The 15,326-nt window shown below is 71.9% G+C and carries 17 protein-coding genes and 1 pseudogene; 5 read left to right on the top strand and 13 right to left on the bottom strand.

The window, feature by feature from the left end:
* Positions 1–4 precede the first annotated feature (4 nt).
* On the top strand, positions 5–1,036 hold the full coding sequence (locus OO52_RS01845; protein WP_051818134.1) for a M28 family peptidase: 1,032 nt from the start codon (positions 5–7) through the stop codon (positions 1,034–1,036).
* Between the two features lie 124 nt (positions 1,037–1,160).
* Here the strand turns inward: OO52_RS01845 and OO52_RS01850 are convergent, their stop codons facing one another.
* The 6 genes and pseudogenes from OO52_RS01850 to OO52_RS01865 all read right to left on the bottom strand — a co-directional run bounded on the left by OO52_RS01850 (position 1,161) and on the right by OO52_RS01865 (position 6,138).
* A complete protein-coding gene (locus OO52_RS01850) occupies positions 1,161–2,237 on the bottom strand; it encodes a glycerophosphodiester phosphodiesterase family protein (RefSeq protein WP_030639706.1) in 1,077 nt (358 codons plus the stop codon).
* Between the two features lie 38 nt (positions 2,238–2,275).
* A complete protein-coding gene (locus tag OO52_RS01855; protein ID WP_234339737.1) occupies positions 2,276–3,529 on the bottom strand; it encodes an alkaline phosphatase in 1,254 nt (417 codons plus the stop codon).
* 217 nt (positions 3,530–3,746) lie between these two features.
* Positions 3,747–4,256 carry a hypothetical protein gene (locus tag OO52_RS52405; RefSeq protein WP_234339745.1) on the bottom strand — a complete coding sequence of 170 codons (510 nt, stop codon included), beginning with the start codon at positions 4,254–4,256 and terminating at the stop codon, positions 3,747–3,749.
* 47 nt (positions 4,257–4,303) lie between these two features.
* Positions 4,304–4,561 (bottom strand): annotated as a pseudogene (locus tag OO52_RS52410) (purple acid phosphatase family protein); the annotation flags it as partial.
* Positions 4,444–5,079 carry a fibronectin type III domain-containing protein gene (locus tag OO52_RS52415; RefSeq protein ID WP_234339739.1) on the bottom strand — a complete coding sequence of 212 codons (636 nt, stop codon included), beginning with the start codon at positions 5,077–5,079 and terminating at the stop codon, positions 4,444–4,446. The pseudogene OO52_RS52410 and the gene OO52_RS52415, both read right to left, overlap by 118 nt.
* A 222-nt stretch (positions 5,080–5,301) precedes the next feature.
* Positions 5,302–6,138, bottom strand: a complete 837-nt coding sequence (locus tag OO52_RS01865; protein ID WP_234339740.1) for an alpha/beta hydrolase — start codon at positions 6,136–6,138, stop codon at positions 5,302–5,304.
* A 639-nt stretch (positions 6,139–6,777) separates the two neighbouring features.
* Here OO52_RS01865 and OO52_RS01870 point away from each other — a divergent pair.
* Positions 6,778–7,962: an N-acetylmuramoyl-L-alanine amidase gene (locus OO52_RS01870; RefSeq protein WP_051818130.1), complete on the top strand. Its 1,185-nt coding sequence runs from the start codon at positions 6,778–6,780 to the stop codon at positions 7,960–7,962.
* 318 nt (positions 7,963–8,280) lie between these two features.
* The gene (locus tag OO52_RS50670; RefSeq protein WP_158712468.1) at positions 8,281–8,454 is read left to right on the top strand and encodes a hypothetical protein; all 174 of its coding nucleotides are present in this window, start codon (positions 8,281–8,283) and stop codon (positions 8,452–8,454) included.
* Between the two features lie 181 nt (positions 8,455–8,635).
* Here OO52_RS50670 and OO52_RS01875 read toward each other — a convergent pair whose 3' ends face one another.
* From OO52_RS01875 to OO52_RS01890, 4 genes are all read right to left on the bottom strand, one after another.
* The gene (locus tag OO52_RS01875; RefSeq protein ID WP_030639698.1) at positions 8,636–8,977 is read right to left on the bottom strand and encodes a hypothetical protein; all 342 of its coding nucleotides are present in this window, start codon (positions 8,975–8,977) and stop codon (positions 8,636–8,638) included.
* Positions 8,974–9,654, bottom strand: a complete 681-nt coding sequence (locus OO52_RS01880) for an RNA polymerase sigma factor (RefSeq protein WP_030639697.1) — start codon at positions 9,652–9,654, stop codon at positions 8,974–8,976. The genes OO52_RS01875 and OO52_RS01880 overlap by 4 nt, the downstream gene beginning before the upstream one ends.
* Positions 9,655–9,717: 63 nt before the next feature.
* On the bottom strand, positions 9,718–10,203 hold the full coding sequence (locus OO52_RS01885) for a hypothetical protein (RefSeq protein ID WP_030639695.1): 486 nt from the start codon (positions 10,201–10,203) through the stop codon (positions 9,718–9,720).
* Positions 10,204–10,442: 239 nt separating this feature from the next.
* The gene (locus OO52_RS01890; RefSeq protein ID WP_030639693.1) at positions 10,443–11,138 is read right to left on the bottom strand and encodes a type 1 glutamine amidotransferase domain-containing protein; all 696 of its coding nucleotides are present in this window, start codon (positions 11,136–11,138) and stop codon (positions 10,443–10,445) included.
* Between the two features lie 138 nt (positions 11,139–11,276).
* Between OO52_RS01890 and OO52_RS01895 the strand changes: the two genes are divergently transcribed.
* Positions 11,277–12,392, top strand: coding sequence for a LysR family transcriptional regulator (locus OO52_RS01895; protein ID WP_030639691.1), 1,116 nt, complete (start codon positions 11,277–11,279; stop codon positions 12,390–12,392).
* Between the two features lie 18 nt (positions 12,393–12,410).
* Here OO52_RS01895 and OO52_RS01900 read toward each other — a convergent pair whose 3' ends face one another.
* Both OO52_RS01900 and OO52_RS01905 read right to left on the bottom strand, forming a co-directional pair.
* Positions 12,411–12,977 (bottom strand): GNAT family N-acetyltransferase, encoded by a 567-nt coding sequence (locus tag OO52_RS01900; protein WP_030639689.1) that lies wholly within the window; start codon positions 12,975–12,977, stop codon positions 12,411–12,413.
* A gap of 2 nt (positions 12,978–12,979) precedes the next feature.
* Positions 12,980–13,579: an HD domain-containing protein gene (locus tag OO52_RS01905; RefSeq protein ID WP_030938018.1), complete on the bottom strand. Its 600-nt coding sequence runs from the start codon at positions 13,577–13,579 to the stop codon at positions 12,980–12,982.
* Positions 13,580–13,791: 212 nt separating this feature from the next.
* On the opposite strand from OO52_RS01905, the gene OO52_RS01910 reads away from it, so the two are divergent.
* Positions 13,792–14,148 (top strand): cupin domain-containing protein, encoded by a 357-nt coding sequence (locus OO52_RS01910; RefSeq protein WP_030639685.1) that lies wholly within the window; start codon positions 13,792–13,794, stop codon positions 14,146–14,148.
* A gap of 71 nt (positions 14,149–14,219) precedes the next feature.
* On the opposite strand, the gene OO52_RS01915 is transcribed toward OO52_RS01910, so the two are convergent.
* On the bottom strand, positions 14,220–15,194 hold the full coding sequence (locus OO52_RS01915) for a D-cysteine desulfhydrase family protein (RefSeq protein WP_030639683.1): 975 nt from the start codon (positions 15,192–15,194) through the stop codon (positions 14,220–14,222).
* Positions 15,195–15,326 lie beyond the last annotated feature (132 nt).

Raw genomic sequence — 15,326 nt, forward strand, 5'->3', positions numbered from 1 at the left:
AGTGATGACGCCTGGCACCCCGACCGTCCGGGACTTCGAGACGCTCGTGGAGCCTCTTCGGTTGCGACGCGACGTCGAGTTCCTCGCCGCGTCGCCGCGCAGTCGGCGCCGGGCCCCGCACGCGATGGACCGCGCGGAGTCGTACGTCGGTGAGGAGCTGACCTCCGCTGGGTGGCGGGTCGAGCGGCAACCGTTCGACCTGGGATGGAAGTGGGGCTCGACCGACCGGCACGGCCACCGGGCTCTGGCGATGAAGCCACGGCTGCACCGCCGGCTTCGGGGTGCGAACCTCATCGCCTCCCTGGGGGACGCCCACGATTGCCCCACGGTGCTGATCGGGGCTCATCTGGACAGTGTCAGCGGCAGCCCGGGGGCCGACGACAACGCCTCGGGAGTCGCGGTGGTCCTGGAGACAGCACGCCTTCTTGGCCGGCTGCCAGTCGCGCCACCGGTCACCCTCGCCGTCTTCGACATGGAGGAACTGGGGTTGATCGGTGCTCGCCATGCTGCGCGCGAACTGAGCCGCAGCAGGCGCGTGGCCGGCATGATCTGCCTGGAGTCGGTCGGCTATTTCACGGACGCGCCCGGCAGCCAGAAGCTGCCGGCCGGTTTCTCGGTCGCCTTCCCCCGCATTTCCGAGGTGGTCAAGACCGACGGCCGGCGGGGAAACTTCGCACTCGTCGTCCATCGGCGGTCCTCGGCCGCGGCGGCCCTTTCCTGGCAGCGCGCTGCCGCGGCGACGTCGCTGTCGCTGCCGAGTCTCCTGCTGCGCGACCCGAGGCCCGATGGCCCGCTCGGCATGCTGATCGGCTTGGCGGTTCCCCCGGCCCAGCATCTGGGCCGCAGCGATCACGCACCCTTCTGGAACCGGCGGATTCCCGCGCTGATGCTCACCGACACGGCGAACTTCCGCAACCCGCACTACCACCGACCCACCGACCTTCCGGAGACACTCGACTTCCGACGTCTGGCCGCCGTGACCGCGGCCACCGCGGCCACCGCGATCTCCTGGCCGACCGAGTGCCAGTGCCGGTGACCCGTTCGTCCCCCTCGCGATGGGCGCGGTGGCCATGGCCGGGCGTCGAGGCCGGGAACGCGCACGCCCCCGGAGCTGAAGAGGTGCTCCGGGGGGTGGGACATGCGGAGTGGGCCGCGGGGCGTCAGGCCTTCGGCTCGTACGCCTTCGGCAGGCGCATGCCGCGCTCGGCCATGATGTCCCGGACGCGGTTCGGGTAGTTGGTGATGATGCCGTCGATGCCCATGTCCATGAGGGCCTCGAGGGTGGCGGGGTCGTCACAGGTCCACGGGACGACCTTCAGGCCGCGCTTGTGGGCCTCGGAGACCATCTTGTCGTCGACGTAGAACCTGAAGTCCGGGTTCGAGACGACGCCGTCCTGCGGGAAGCCGTAGACCGGGGAGAGCGCGGTCACGCCGGGGACGGCGGCTGCCGCCTTGACGAAGTCGCCGTCGTAGTCGTCGGCGTCGATGCCGCCGAGCCACGGGGAGGCGCCGGGCTTGCCGACCTGCAGGAAGTCGTAGTTGGTCAGCGCCACCAGGGGGTACTTCGGGGCGAGCTTGTGCATCTCCTTCAGGGCGCCCCAGTCGAAGGACTGGATGGTGACCTGGTCCTCGATGCCGGAGGCGTGGATCTCCTCGTACACGCGGCGCACGAACAGCTCGCGCGGCGCGGTCTGTTCGGGGGCGCCGGCCTCGACCTTGGTCTCGATGTTGAGCTTGATCTGCCGGGCGTTGTAGCTCTTGACCAGGTTCAGGACGTCCTTGAGCTCCACCATCCGGTGGCCCTTGATCTGTTCCTGCTCGGGGAAGCCAGGGAGCTGCTGGTAGCCGCAGTCCGTGGTCTTGATCTGCGCGAGCGTCAGGTCCTTGATGTACTTGCCGACGTACGGGTACATCGGGTCACCGGGGGTGACCGGCGCGGTGTCCTTGCACTTCTGGGCGCTGATCTGGCGGTCGTGGTTGACGACGACCTTCTGGTCCTTGGTGACGTGGGTGTCCAGCTCCAGGGTGGTCACACCGAGGCGCATGGCCTTGCCGAAGCCCTCGAGGGACTCTTCGGTGGTCATGCCGATGCCACCGCGGTGGGCCTGCAGGTCGAAGTGGGTCTTCTGGGGGAGCACCGTGGGCTGGGGGTCGGCGGGGGCCGCCTGGGCGGCGGTCGCCGGGACGGCGAGCACGGGCACGACGGCCAGTGCGGCGAAAGCATGCCGGAGGGACACTTCAAGCCTCGTATTGCTTGGGACGATCCGGTCGCTGGTCAGTGACGGGGGGCCAGGACCTGAGACAGGACGTCGTGAACGTAGGTGTTTGCGTGCTTGCCGGTGAACCGGCTCGCGAGCGGACCGGCGGCCGTGACGGGAACGTCGACACTGGTGTGGCCGGAAGTCGTCCAGTCGATCGTGAACGTCCGGTCGCTGCCGTGAATGGTGAACGGGCCGTCCTCGACGGAGACACCGGTGCCGGACTCGTCCGCGGTGTCGTTCTCCTCGACCGCCAGGCCGCCGGTCTCGTGGTCGCCGGTGATGACGAGGAGGGTGTCCGGGTGGGTCGCCTGGTAGGCGCGGGCGACGGCGACAGCCTTCTCGAGCTGCTGCATCGACTGAAGGACACGCGTGCCGTTGTTGCTGTGCGCGAACTCGTCGACGCCTTCTTCCTCGACCATGAGGAAGAAGCCCTTCTTGTTCTTGTCCAGCGTGTTCAGTGCCTTGCTGGTCATCGTGGCGAGGTCGACGGCCGGGTCGTACACGTCGCCCTGGCCCTCGGGGCGCTGCTGGAACATCTCCTCGTTGCTGAAGAGACCGAGCAGCTTGCCCTGAGGCGCCTTGCTCAGTTCCTTCGCGCCGGTGACGTACGTGTAGCCGGAGCGCTTGGCCTGGGCGATCAGGTTGCCCTTCGTGCCACGGCTGCCCTCGCTGGTGTCCTCGGCGGGCTTGTCCGGGAAGGCACCGGCGGTGCCGGCCGGCAGCCACCAGTCCTCGCCGCCGCCCAGGATCACGTCCGGCTTGCTGACTTCGAGGTACTGGCGGGCGATCTCGTCCTGCTTGCCGCGGTCGGCGGTGTTGGCGAAGAAGGCCGCGGGCGAGGCGTCGGTGACCTGTGCGGTGGTCACCAGGCCGGTGGCCTTGCCCGCCGCCTTGGCCTGCGCCCCGAGCGTGGGGAGCGGGTTGCCGTCGGTGTCGACGCTGATCGCGCCGTTGTACGTCTTCTCGCCCGTGGCCCATGCGGTGGCGGCTGCCGCGGAGTCCGTGACCACGGCCTTGGGGTCGTCCGGCGTGGTCGTCAGCTGACCGGACACGGGCAGACGATCCATCGTCAACTGGCCCTGCAGACCGGCGAGGTGCAGCCGCGCCGCCTCACGTGCGGCGGCACCCATGCCGTCGCCGTTGATGAAGATGACGTTCTTCGCGGTGGCGGCCTTCGCCTTCGCCGTGCTCTGCGGAGCACTGGCGGACGCGCCCGGCGTGGGGTTGAGCACCATGGTTGCCACCACGGCCGCGGACGCCGCTGCCACGGGCGCCCCCCATCGCATACCACGCACGTTTCTGTTCACAAAACTCTCCCATGGGCATCGCAAAGTGCTTCCTTTGCAATCTAATGGGGTGATGATCGATCGCAGCCGAACCGCAAGTGACGTCTGGGCCAACAGTCCGCGTCCGTGACCATCGCAAGGTTTGTTCCGTCAACATGCGTGGTCCTCGGTCCGTGCCGCTGCTCCACCAGACCTTGGGCTACCCGTTCCGGCGGCCATGGCCGTTGCGGTGACCCGGGTGTGCCGGGGACGGGCGGCGCAGGCCGGTCAGGTCGCGCTTGACGACGATGTTGCGGTCGGAAACGTTGTTGCCGAGCGCGAATTGCGGCCAGTACCCCTGGATCTCCTGGCGGCTGCGCTCGCTCCACCGGCGTGCCAACTCGCCGCGCGACTTGTAGAAGTTGAGCGCGTAGCCCTCCTCGTGCAGCCGCAGCAGTGAGAAGCCGCCCGGGTACTCCTTCGCCGCGGCGATCTCCTGGTGCACGACGCGGGGCGCGGACGGACTGACCGTACGGTGGTTGCGGTGCGTGTGTCCGGCGTGGTGCAGGAAGACCCCGGGGCTCTTCGCGTACTGGTCGAGGATGGTCGCCGCCTGCTTCTGGTCGAGGGTGTTGCTCGCGGTGATGGCAGCCCGGACAGGTCGGTGGAGAAGTACGTGGGCTCGATGCCGGGGAAGTACGCGTCGTGGAAACAGTCGTTGCCCTGCCATTGTCCGGCGCGGCAGGACGCGTACGGGTCGCCGGTGTGGGCGCGGTCGTGGTTGCCACGCGCGACGAAGTAGTCCCGCCGGTAGTCCCCGAAGCGCGTCAGCAGTTGGCCCGCACGGCTGAGGTCCACGGGCAGGGCCTCCGCGGAGATGTCGCCGGCGGCAAGCAGGTAGCGGGCGCCGACGCGTTTCACATCTTCCACCAACGATTCGAGCATGACGTCGGGGTACGGCGGCAGTCCCGGCTCCTGGACGATGCCGATGTACTGCGGCTGCCCGCCCACCAAGCCGGCCTGGGTCTCGCCCATGTGCAGGTCGTTGCACAGCGCGACGGAGAACAGGAACCGGCCGCGTGGCGGTTCCGGCGTGTGAAGGAAAAGGGACCCGTGGTGCCCAGGCCCGTGTCGTCCGTGCCCACGGCGTTGCCGCCGATGAGGTTGAAGGGGGTGGGGGTGGCAAGCTTCCCGTTGGAGCGTGCCTGGTGGTAGTAGGTCTGACCGGGTTCCAGGTCCCGCAGCTCCACGTAGTGGTAGGGCGTGTGCGAGGAGATGCCCCCCGCGACGCGGTTGAGGCGGTTCGGATGCGTCCCGTAGACGACCTCGCCGTCCGCCGGAGCCGGGACCATGCGGCCCAGTCCGTCGTCGGTGCCGGCCTCGCCGGTGTACCAGGTGATGATGGCGTGGTCCTCGGCCAGAGTGACCAGTTCGAGGTTGACGGGCGTCACGGCACCGCCCCCCGAGCCACCGACGGCAGCGGCGCGGGCCGGGGCGGCCAGGGCGGTCGGAGTGGCGGCGGCCGCAGCGGCAACGGCGGTCCACCGCATCATGTCTCGGCGGGTGAATCACAAGCAGGTATGGGGCGTCCGCGAGGTCGTCACACCCGCGCCGGGCACGCCTGATCGCCCTCACGCCCAGACTGCAGGCGCACTGGCCCGGCAACTGAGGACACAGAGGACCGGGCCGACGTTCTTGGGGCGGCCTCCGGGTGAAGCCCGCCTCGCCCTCGAACCTCGAAGGAGAGGCAGCCACCGCAGGCCTCCCCGGGGATGTCAGCCGACGGAGCGGGCCGCCGTGCTGATGACCTTCGCCACCGCGTCAGGGTGCGAGATCAGGGTCAGGTGCGACCCGCCCCGGAAGACGGTCGTCTTCGAGTGGGCGCGACGAGCCATGCGCTGTTCCGACTGCGGGGTGATGATCCGGTCGCCAGAACTGATGAAGTACCAGGACGGGATCGTCTTCCAGGCCGCGTGCTTCGACGGCGTGTCGAACGCGGCCGTCGAGGCGGCTCGTTGCGTCGCCCACAGGAGTTCGGCCTGGTTGGTGGGCAGGTCACTCGCGAAATCCTTCACGAATATGTTCTTTTTGAGGTAAAGGTTCTTTGCGCCGGACTGCGCCCCGGGGTATGCCGCCGTGTCGAACAGCGTGTTGGGCGGCGCGTTCAGCGCCGAGTTGGAGCCGCTCAGGGATCCGTTCGTCTCACCGACGGCGGGCGCGGCGGCGTCGACGTAGACCAGGGCCTTGACGTTCTTGGTCTCCGCGGCGGCGTTGGTGATGACACTGCCTCCGTAGGAGTGCCCGACGAGCACCACCGGACCGTGCACCGTCTTGAGGAAGTCGGCGACCGTCTGTGAGTCGGTGGTCAGGTTCTGCAGGGGATTGGCGATGGCACGTACCTGGTACCCCTGGTCGCGGAGGATCTTGACTTCGCCGTTCCAGCTGGAGGCGTCGGCCCAGGCACCGTGGATCAGCACGATCGTGGGTTTGGAGGCGGCCGGGGAGGCGGTCGCCGAAAGGCCCACGGCGTGCGTCGGGACGAGTGCGGAGACGGCGAACGAGATGCCGGCCGCGGCAGCAGCCGAGTAACGAAGCGCGTGCGTTCGGTGCATACCCATACCCCACAGATCTTCAGCCGGAGACGACCGCGACTGGCTACGGGAGGAGTGACGACCTGCTACGTGGTGTCATCCGAAGTCCTCGGGCACCAGCGGTCACAGGGCCTGGCGGCGGCCCTCACGCCCCAATGTGCCATGCGCCGCACCGCCCCGCATCCGGAGCGGGTCGGCCCGCGGTGGCCTGCGCGCAGGAAACGGAACTCTCGACCGCGGGCGGCGGCTCTGCCGGAGATCGGCAACCGGCACGGCACTCTCCTCGCGGCGTCGCCGCGAGCTGATCGGACAGCGTGAGCAACACCTGATGACCGCCCCGAGGGTGTCGACCAGCTCCTGCTCGATGCGGGTCTCCATGTCTGTGACGGCACCCCGGCGGCAGCATGCGGAAGACCAGTGCCGACAACTTGAACCTCCCTGCCACGAAAGGGCCGATGGCTTTCCGCCCGCTGTCCGAAACGATGTGCTGGCTTCCGTCCGCAGCGGCTCCGGGTCCATGTGACCGGGCCGTGACGGCGAATCAGGACATCACGGACGCGGCCGACCCGGCTCACCTCGGGCGGTCCGTTCCCTGTCGCCCAAGCCCGGGTGACGTGAGTTCGTCACCCCCGAATCGGGAACTTGATGACAAAGAAATCGATGCCACGCCGGAAGCACGCGTCCCGGCGGCGCCCCGTCGTGTTCGGAGCGGCCGCCATGGTGGTGGCGGGAGCCATCGCCGTTCCGGTGGTGGCGCAGGCGTCCCCGGACGCCCCTCCCGCAGACACGGCACTTCAGCGGGCGTTCGCGACGGCGTCCGCCGAGTACAAGGTGCCCCAGTCCGTCCTGATGGCGGTGGCCTACCAACAGACGGCATGGGAGGCCCACCGGGGCCACCACAGCACAACCGGCGGTTACGGTCCCCTGGAACTGACCGACGTCACACCCGACATGGTGTCCGGCGGCCCCGCCGGCATGGCCGGCCGGGCCGAGGCCGAGGAGCTGGCCGAGGGCGCGGCCCAGCACACGCACCAGGCCGCGGCGAAGCTGACAGGTCTGACGACGGAGGAACTGCGGGACGACCCCGCGAGCAACATCCGGGGTGGTGCCGCTCTGCTGGCGTCGTACCAGGAGCAGTTGAACGGCAGGACGTCCGACAACCCGGGTGACTGGTACGGCGCGGTGGCCCGCTACAGCCGCTCCACGGAGCGCCGGGGCGCGACCGCGTTCGCCGACCGGGTCTTCGCCACCATGAAGAAGGGCGTCACCCGCAGAACGGCCGACGGTCAGAACGTCGAGCTCAGCCCCGATCCCACGGTCACTCCCGTCACCTCTCAGGTGGACGGACTCAAGCTGGCCACGGCCACGGTGGCGGACACGGAATGCCCCCCGACGCTCGACTGCACCTTTGTCCCGGCCGGCCCCAAGAACGGTCAGGTGTCCGACCGGCCCGCGAACGGTGTCCGGATCGACCAGATCGTCATCCACGACACCGAATCGCCCTACGAGTCGGCCATCGCCACCTTCCAGGACCCGGCGAGCAGCACTGCCGCGCACTACGTGATGCGGTCCTCGGACGGTGCGGTGACCCAGATGGTGCCCACGAAGGACCTGGGCTTCCACGCGGGCAACTACTCCACCAACCTGCACTCGATCGGCATCGAACACGAAGGCTACGCCGCGCACGGTGCCACCTGGTACTCCGAGACCCGGCCTCCCGGTTCCCGCCGGTGCGGTCCGCCTGGTGTGTCGGTGACCCCCTTCAACTCGAGGAGACATCAATGTCGACATCATCCCTCTCGTCCGACGGCACCACCGGCGCGGCGGGCACAGAAGACCGGCTGATGGACCGCAGGGCTGTCCTGGGTGCCGGCGCCGGCGCGGTCGCCTTGGCCGTGGCGGGCGGAACGGCGGGTACCGCGGCGGCGGCGGCGCCCCGGCCCTCCGGGCAGACGTCGAAGACGGACGCGCCCGGTTCCGAGGGGAACGTCGGTACTCGGCTCGTGCTGGAGGTGCCGTTCGCGTTCGAGGAGGCGGTGGCGCGTTTCGAGGGGGCATTGCCTCAGATACCCGTGACCGCATTGCCTCAGATACCCGTGACCGCGACCCTGGCGGCCGAGCAGGCGGCGGCGGGCGGTCGCGACGGGCTGGCCGCTTTCCCGTATGACCCTCCACGAGGACCACGAGCAGAACGTCCGCTTCCTGATCGACCAGCCCAGCCTTCAGCTCGGGACCTTCGGCAGCGAGCAGATCAGCGACATCGGCCACGGCCTGGACAAGCGTGTGGGCAAGCTGCTCGGCGGCATCGGCTTCCCCGTCCCCGCCGAGCTGGCCTGACAGCCGAGGCGTGCGGTCGCCCCCCTCAGAAGACGCAGCCGCACCCCGGTCAAGGTGACCTCGGTGAGCGCGAGGCACCAGGGTGACCGGCGACTGGCACCGGCTTTCGAACTCACGCCCGGACGCACCATGACGGTGCGCCCGCGCCAGGACGAGAAATACCTCTTCGACATCCTTGTGCTCACGGTTGGCGCGCGCTCGGGGACGGCTGGGTCGTGGACGGGCTCACCGGGCTCGGGACGGGGGTCGGCGTGCCGATCGGTGGACGCGGGGAACGGGCGGGTTCGGCCGGGCGGGCCGGTTCGCCGCGCACGGAGAGGAACACCAGCGCGGCCACGGCGGCCAGGACCAGCACGCCCGCCACCGCCCGGCGCACCAGCACCCGCCGGGACCGCACCGGCCGGGTCGGCGGGCGCAGGGGCCGCAGGTCGGCCGGGCCGACGGAGTGCGCCCGCGCGGCCAGTGCGGCCCGCAGCCGCTCCTCCACCGGCGTCGCCGTGGTCCCCGTACCGGACTCGTTCATCGCAGCCCCTCCAGACGCCGGCCCAGGGCGTCCAGCGCCCTGCTGGCCGTGGACTTGACGGCACCGCGCGACAGACCGAGCGTCGTCGCGATCTCGGCCTCGGTCAGATGCGACCAGTAGCGCAGCACCAGCACCTCCCGCTGCCGCCGGGTCAGCGTGCCCAGCGCCGCCAGTACCTCCCGGTGGTCCTCGTGCAGCAGCACGTCCTCCTCGGGGGCGGGCGCGTGTCCCTCGGGGGCGGGGGTGTGCGCCCGTGCGGTCCTGCGCCGGCGCAGCACCGAGCGGGCCGCGTTGACGACACTGGTCCGCAGATACGCCTCCGGGTCGTCCAGCCGCGCGAGCCGGTGGCCGTGCCGCCGGAACAGCGCGGTGAACGCGTCCTGTACGACGTCTTCGGCCGTGGGCAGGTCGTCCACCAGCAGCACCGCCAGGCGCACCAGGGACAGCCGGCGGTGGTGGTACAGCTCCTCGATGCCCGGTGGCCGCCCGGTGTCCACGGCGGTCCGGGTGCCGGTACGGGGCTCGGTGCCGGGCGCGGCCGGTGTCGTACCCGCGCGGGTGCGGGCGAGGACGCGGGCCCGCAGCGCTCCGGTGAAGCGCCGCCAGGACGCGGGGGGCTTCCGGGTGCCCGGCCGCTCCCAGGGCACGGCCGTCGCCGGTGGTGTCGCTGTCGTCATGGATCTCCCGGAGCCGGGAGCGGGGGAGCCGCCGCGCGACGGCTCCCCCGCTCCGGCCCTGCCTCAGTGCTGCTGCGGAACCGGCGCCGGCGTGGCGTGACGGTGGTGCGGTACGGGCGCCGGACGCGCGTGTCCCGGAACGGGGGCCGGGTGCCGGGGCGCGGGAGCGGCGGTGGACGGCACCGGGCTCGGGGCCGCCGGTCCCGGGGTGGCGGGCACCGGCGAAGGCGTGGCCGGGGCGGGCGCCGGTGCGGGACCGGTCGTGTGCACGGGGGAGGGGACGGGGGACGGGGTTCCCGTGCGGACCGGCGACGGCACCGGGGACGGGACCGTGTGGCCACGCGCCGGGGCCGGGGCCGGGGCGGCGGCGCTCTCGGAGTGGGTCCGGGGGTGGGCGGCACGGCTGCCGGCCGTGGTGTGGCTGTCGCCCTGGGCCGCCTGGGCGGTCAGGGTGCCGGCGACGGCCAGGGCAGCGCCTACGGCGGAGACCCCCAGGGCGGCGCGCAGCCGGTTGGTGCGGTTCGGGCGCGGGTCACGGTGTGCGGACATGTGTTCCTTCGGTCGCTCGGGGTCGGACAACTGGACGGGGTGGAGGCCTCCACCCCGACAGACGTCCGGCCCCGGGCGAGGTTGCAGGTGACGTCCGGCGAATTTTCCGCCACCCGTTCCCGCACCCCGACGCCGGAATCCGTCTCCGCCCCGGTGCAGCCCCCCGCAGTCCCTGTGCGGCAACCCCGGTCCCGCAACCCGTGTCCCGCCACTCGCGAGCGACCGCGGCCCGAGGTGTCTCAGCCCAGCCGCTTCAGCAGTTCCTCGGCGACCGGGGCCGAGGAGGCCGGGTTCTGGCCGGTGATCAGATTGCGGTCCACCACGACGTGCGGCGCCCACGGCTCGCCCGCCCGCACCTCGACACCCGCCTCGGTCAGCCGGTCCTGGAGCAGCCACTTGGCCTGTCCGGCGAGGCCTCCCTGCGTCTCCTCCTCGTTGGTGAAGGCCGCAGCGCGATAGCCGGCGAAGGCGTTGCCGCCGTCGGAGCGGACCGCGGCGAGCAGGGCGGCCGGACCGTGGCAGACCACGGCCAGCGGCTTGCCCGAGTCCAGGGCCGCCACCAGCAGCCGGCCCGACTCGGCGTCCACGGCCAGGTCCTCCATGGGGCCGTGCCCGCCCGGGTAGAACACGGCGGCGAAGTCGGCGAGGTCCACCTCCGCGAGCTTCACCGGCGTCCGCAGCTCGGTCATCTCCTCCAGCGCGCGGGCGATCTCCTCGGCCTTCTCCTGACCGCCGTTGACCTCGGCGGCCAGGCTCGCCCGGTCGACCGGCGGCACCACACCGCCCGGCGTGGCGACGACGACCTCGTGACCGGCGGCCTTGACGGCCCGGTAGGGGACCACGGCCTCCTCGGCCCAGAAGCCGGTCGGGTGCGCGGTGCCGTCGGCGAGCGTCCAGTGATCGGCGCCGGTCATCACGAACAGGATCTTCGACATGGGTTCCCTCTCCAGAAGGCTTGCGTCCGCAGGCGGCTCGGGCCGCGGATGCGGCGGCTCGGGCCTGCGAGAAAGAACGTAGGCGAGACGACCCATAGGAATCCAATGCAGAGCCGAATAGCTGACATTGGATTTCCTATGGCGGCCGGGGAATGCACGGCGGCCATACTCGGACCCGTGGAGACCGCTTCCCTCGACCTGAACCTGCTGCGCACCTTCCTCGCCGTGTACCGCTCCGGTTCCTTCACCGGCGCCGCCCGGCTGCTGGGACTGTCACAGCCGACGGTGACGACGCAGATGCGCGCGCTGGAACGGCAGACCGGCCGGGAGCTGTTCGAACGGCTGCCGCGCGGGGTCACACCGACCCCGGTGGCCGACGAGCTGGCGGCCCGGATCGCCGCGCCCCTGGACGAGCTGGCCGCCGTCGCCGGCCCCACGCCGCCCTCCGGGACCCGGACCGAGCCCGTCCATCTGGCCGGCCCGGCGGAACTCCTGTGCACCAGGGTGCTGCCGGCCCTCGCGCCGCTGGTCGCCGAGGGCGTACGGCTGCGGGTGGCGACCGGGCTGACCGATCCGCTGCTGGACGAACTGCGCGCCGGCCGCCACGACCTGGTGATCGCCACCACCCGCCCCCGCGGCCGTACGCTGCACGCCGTCCCGCTCACCGACGAGGAGTTCGTGCTGGTCACGGCCCCGGTCTGGGCCGAGCGGCTGACGGGACGCCGGTTCGCGGGGGAGACCGGGGGGCGAGGAACCGTCGTGCGGGACGCGGACGCTGAAGGAGGGGGTGTCGTACAGGAGCCCGAGGACCAAGGAGCCGCCGGGCGGGACGCCGAGCGCCCAGAGGCCGTCGTGCGGGACGCCGACGGGCAAGGGACCGCCGCCGTGACCGTTGCGGACTCCTTCGACCCCGCCGTCCTGCACCGGGTTCCGCTCATCACCTACGCCGAGGACCTGCCGATCGCCCGCCGTTACTGGCGGCACGTCTTCGGCCGGCGTCTGTCGCGTACCGCCGCCGTGACCGTTCCCGATCTGCGCGGGGTGCTCGCGGCCGTGGCCGCCGGCGCCGGGTTCAGCGTGCTGCCCCGCTATCTGTGCCAGGACCTCCTGGCATCCGGCGCGCTCGTCGCGCTGCTGGAACCGGAGGACCCGCCGATCAACACCGGCTTCCTCGTCCAGCGCCCCGGCGCCTCCGACAACCCCGACGTGGCCCGCGTCCGCGCCCTCCTGCTGCGCGCGGCGCGCAGTTGGTAGGCCGGCGGGAGAGGCCGCTCAGGAGGAGGTGGCTGCCGGGCCGGCCGTCCACTCCGGGGCCAGGACCGACCAGATCTCCTCGTCGTGCCGCTCACCCCGGTACGGGTAACTCTCCCGCAGCACGGCCTCCTTGCGCATGCCGAGCCGGCGGGCGACCGCGATGCTGGGGGTGTTGCCGGCCGACACCCACCACTCGACGCGGTGGATGCCCCGCTCCCGGATCGCCCAGTCGATGAGCAGGCGGGCCGCCCGGGTCACCAGACCACGGCCCACCGCGGCCGGTTCCAGCCAGCAGCCCGCCTCCGCCGTACCCTGCGGCACGTCCATCCGGCGCAGGATCACCGCCCCCACCAGGGTTCCGCCGAGGCGGATCGCCCGGACGAGCCCCGCGTCGGCCGCTTCCTTCTCGGCGTACGCCTCCAGGAACGCCCGGGCGGACGCCGGATCGGTGACCACGTCCGGCAGTCCGTTGAACCGCCCGATGAACTCCCGGCCCCGGTCCACATGGGCGAGGAACTCCTCGGCCTGCCAGGGCCGGAGAGGACACAGCTCGGCACCGTCGGCACCGAGAGGGGTCGCGAACATGGTCACCTTCGGCCGAGAGGGTGGGACATCTGATACGCCAGCCTACGGTCCGCGCCCTCCCCGACGGCGGTCAGGGCTTCGTCCAGCTCCATGAACCACTGCCAGGCGGGCCGTCCGTCGGCCTCGGCCAGCCGCGCCACCACCAGGTCCTCCAGCTCCGGGACGCGCTTGTTCTTCCAGACCTTGTCGGCCAGGCTCACCAGCAGGTCCTCCACGCCGGTCCCGGGAGCCGTCCAGGACGCGTGGGTGCCGGCGAACCGGGCGAGACCCGCCGGCACACCGTGCTCCAGCAGCAACTCCCGCCCCGCCGCCTCGTGCCGTGCGCCGGGACCGGACAGCTCGGCCGGGTGCAGGGCCTTGCCGATGTCGTGCGTGGCGGCTCCGAACAGCACCGCGTCCGCGTCCAACTCAAGCCGCGGACAGTGCTGCCGCACCCATGCCACGAGCTGTGCCGCGACATCGTGCACCGCCCGGAGGTGGGCCACCAGCCGTGGCGGCGCCGCCACTTGCTCCAGCAGCAGCGCGACCCGTCCGGGCAGGGGGCGCAGGGGCGGGTCGTCGAGGTCGTCCGTCGCGATCGACGGTGTGTCGCCGGCTGTCACCGTGCCAGAGTAATCAGCGACGCGCGTCCCGACTCCTGCCCGGTGCCGCTGACATCGTTGTCCCGTAGCTCCTGGATGGCGGTGCCGGGTCGCGGGGCCGACGATGGTGGCGTGGGGCACGGCCGCCGCCGCAGCGCCGGTGCCGTCCGAGGCCGCCGGGGGACGGAGGCCGGCCCCGGCCGTGGGCAGCGGCCGGAAGGGAGGACACCGTCATGCTGGAAGTGAAGACGGTCGAGAAGCCGGACGAACGGCGCGACTTCCCCCGCGGCCACCTCGAAGCCCTCCACCTGACCGGGCTCGACTTCGCGGTGGGCACGTTCGAACCCGGGTGGCGCTGGTCGGAGTCCGTGGCGCCGATCGCGGGCACCGCGAGCTGCATGGTGCACCACAACGGGTACGTGGCGCAGGGTCGGTTGCACATCCGCATGGACGACGGCGGTGAGAGCGAGGTCGGCCCCGGCGACGTCTTCGTCTGCCCACCCGGCCACGACGCCTGGGTGGTGGGCGACGAGCAGGTCGTGGTCTACGACTTCGCCGGCACGATGGCGAACGAGTACGCGAAGGGTTAGCCGAGCACTGGATCCGTCCGCCCGTTTCCCCGCCCCGCCGGACCGCCCGCGAGCGGTCCGGCGGGGCCGGTCTACGCGCCGAAGAGCCGCGTCCCCTCCTCGGCGAAGGCGATCGTGTCCGGGTGGCCGAAGAGGCCCGGGAGGCCGCCGGTGTGGAGGAAGACCGTCCGCTCGCCCGGGCGGACGGTGCCGTCGCGGACCGCGGCGTGCAGGCCGGCCAGGGCGCGGCCGGTGTAGACGGGGTCGAGGACCAGGCCCTCGGAGCGGGCGGCGAGGCGGAGCGCGTCCCGTACCGGGGCGGTGAGGGCCGCATAGCCGGCGCCCACCTGGTCCCGGCGGATCCGCAGCGCGTCCGGTGTGATCTCCTCCGCCGTGAGCGGTGCGGCGAACTCCACGACCGCCGCGGCCGGGTCGGCCAGCGCGCCCACGTCGACGCCGAGTACCGACCCGCTGCCCAGGGCCGCGACCAGCCCTGCCATCGTGCCGCCCGAGCCGAGGGCCACGACCGCCGTTCGCAGGTCCGGCAGTTGCTCGCGCAGCTCCGTGCCGCAGCGTACGTACCCCCTGGCTCCCAGTGTGCTGGAGCCGCCGAACGGGATCAGTGCCGGGCGGGCGCCGTCGGCCCGCAGGCGCGCGCAGACCTCGGCCGCCGCCGTGTCCAGCCCGGCCTGGTCCACCTCGCCGGCCCAGGCGAGCCGCGCCCCGAACAGGCCGTCCAGGGCGAGGTTCCCGGAGCGGGAGGCACCCGGGGTGCCGCGCAGGACGAGGACGACGTCCAGCCCTAGCCGGGCGCCCGCGGCGGCGGTCAGCCGGGCGTGGTTGCTCTGCGGGGCACCGGTGGTCACGAGCGTGTCCGCGCCCTCGGCGAGGGCCGCGCCCACCGTCCACTCCAGCTTGCGGATCTTGTTGCCGCCGGCGCCCAGGCCGGTCAGGTCGTCCCGCTTCACCCACAGGTCCTCCGGCCCGAGCCCGAGCGCGGCGGCCAGTCGGGGCGCCGGTTCCAGAGGGGTGGGGAAGGTTCCCAGCGGCACGGGCGGGTGGGTCATGGTGGCGTCCTCGAATCGGTGTCGGCGTTGGGGCCAGTCGATCACGACCGGGCGCTCGGCGTCATACCGGCGGCCCAAGCGCGCATGATCGGCGCCCTGAGCCGCACGGCGTGCGGGGCAGGCCAGTCGATC

The sequence above is a fragment of the Streptomyces flaveolus genome, assembly GCF_000716535.1.
In the GTDB taxonomy this organism is placed as follows: domain Bacteria; phylum Actinomycetota; class Actinomycetes; order Streptomycetales; family Streptomycetaceae; genus Streptomyces; species Streptomyces flaveolus_A.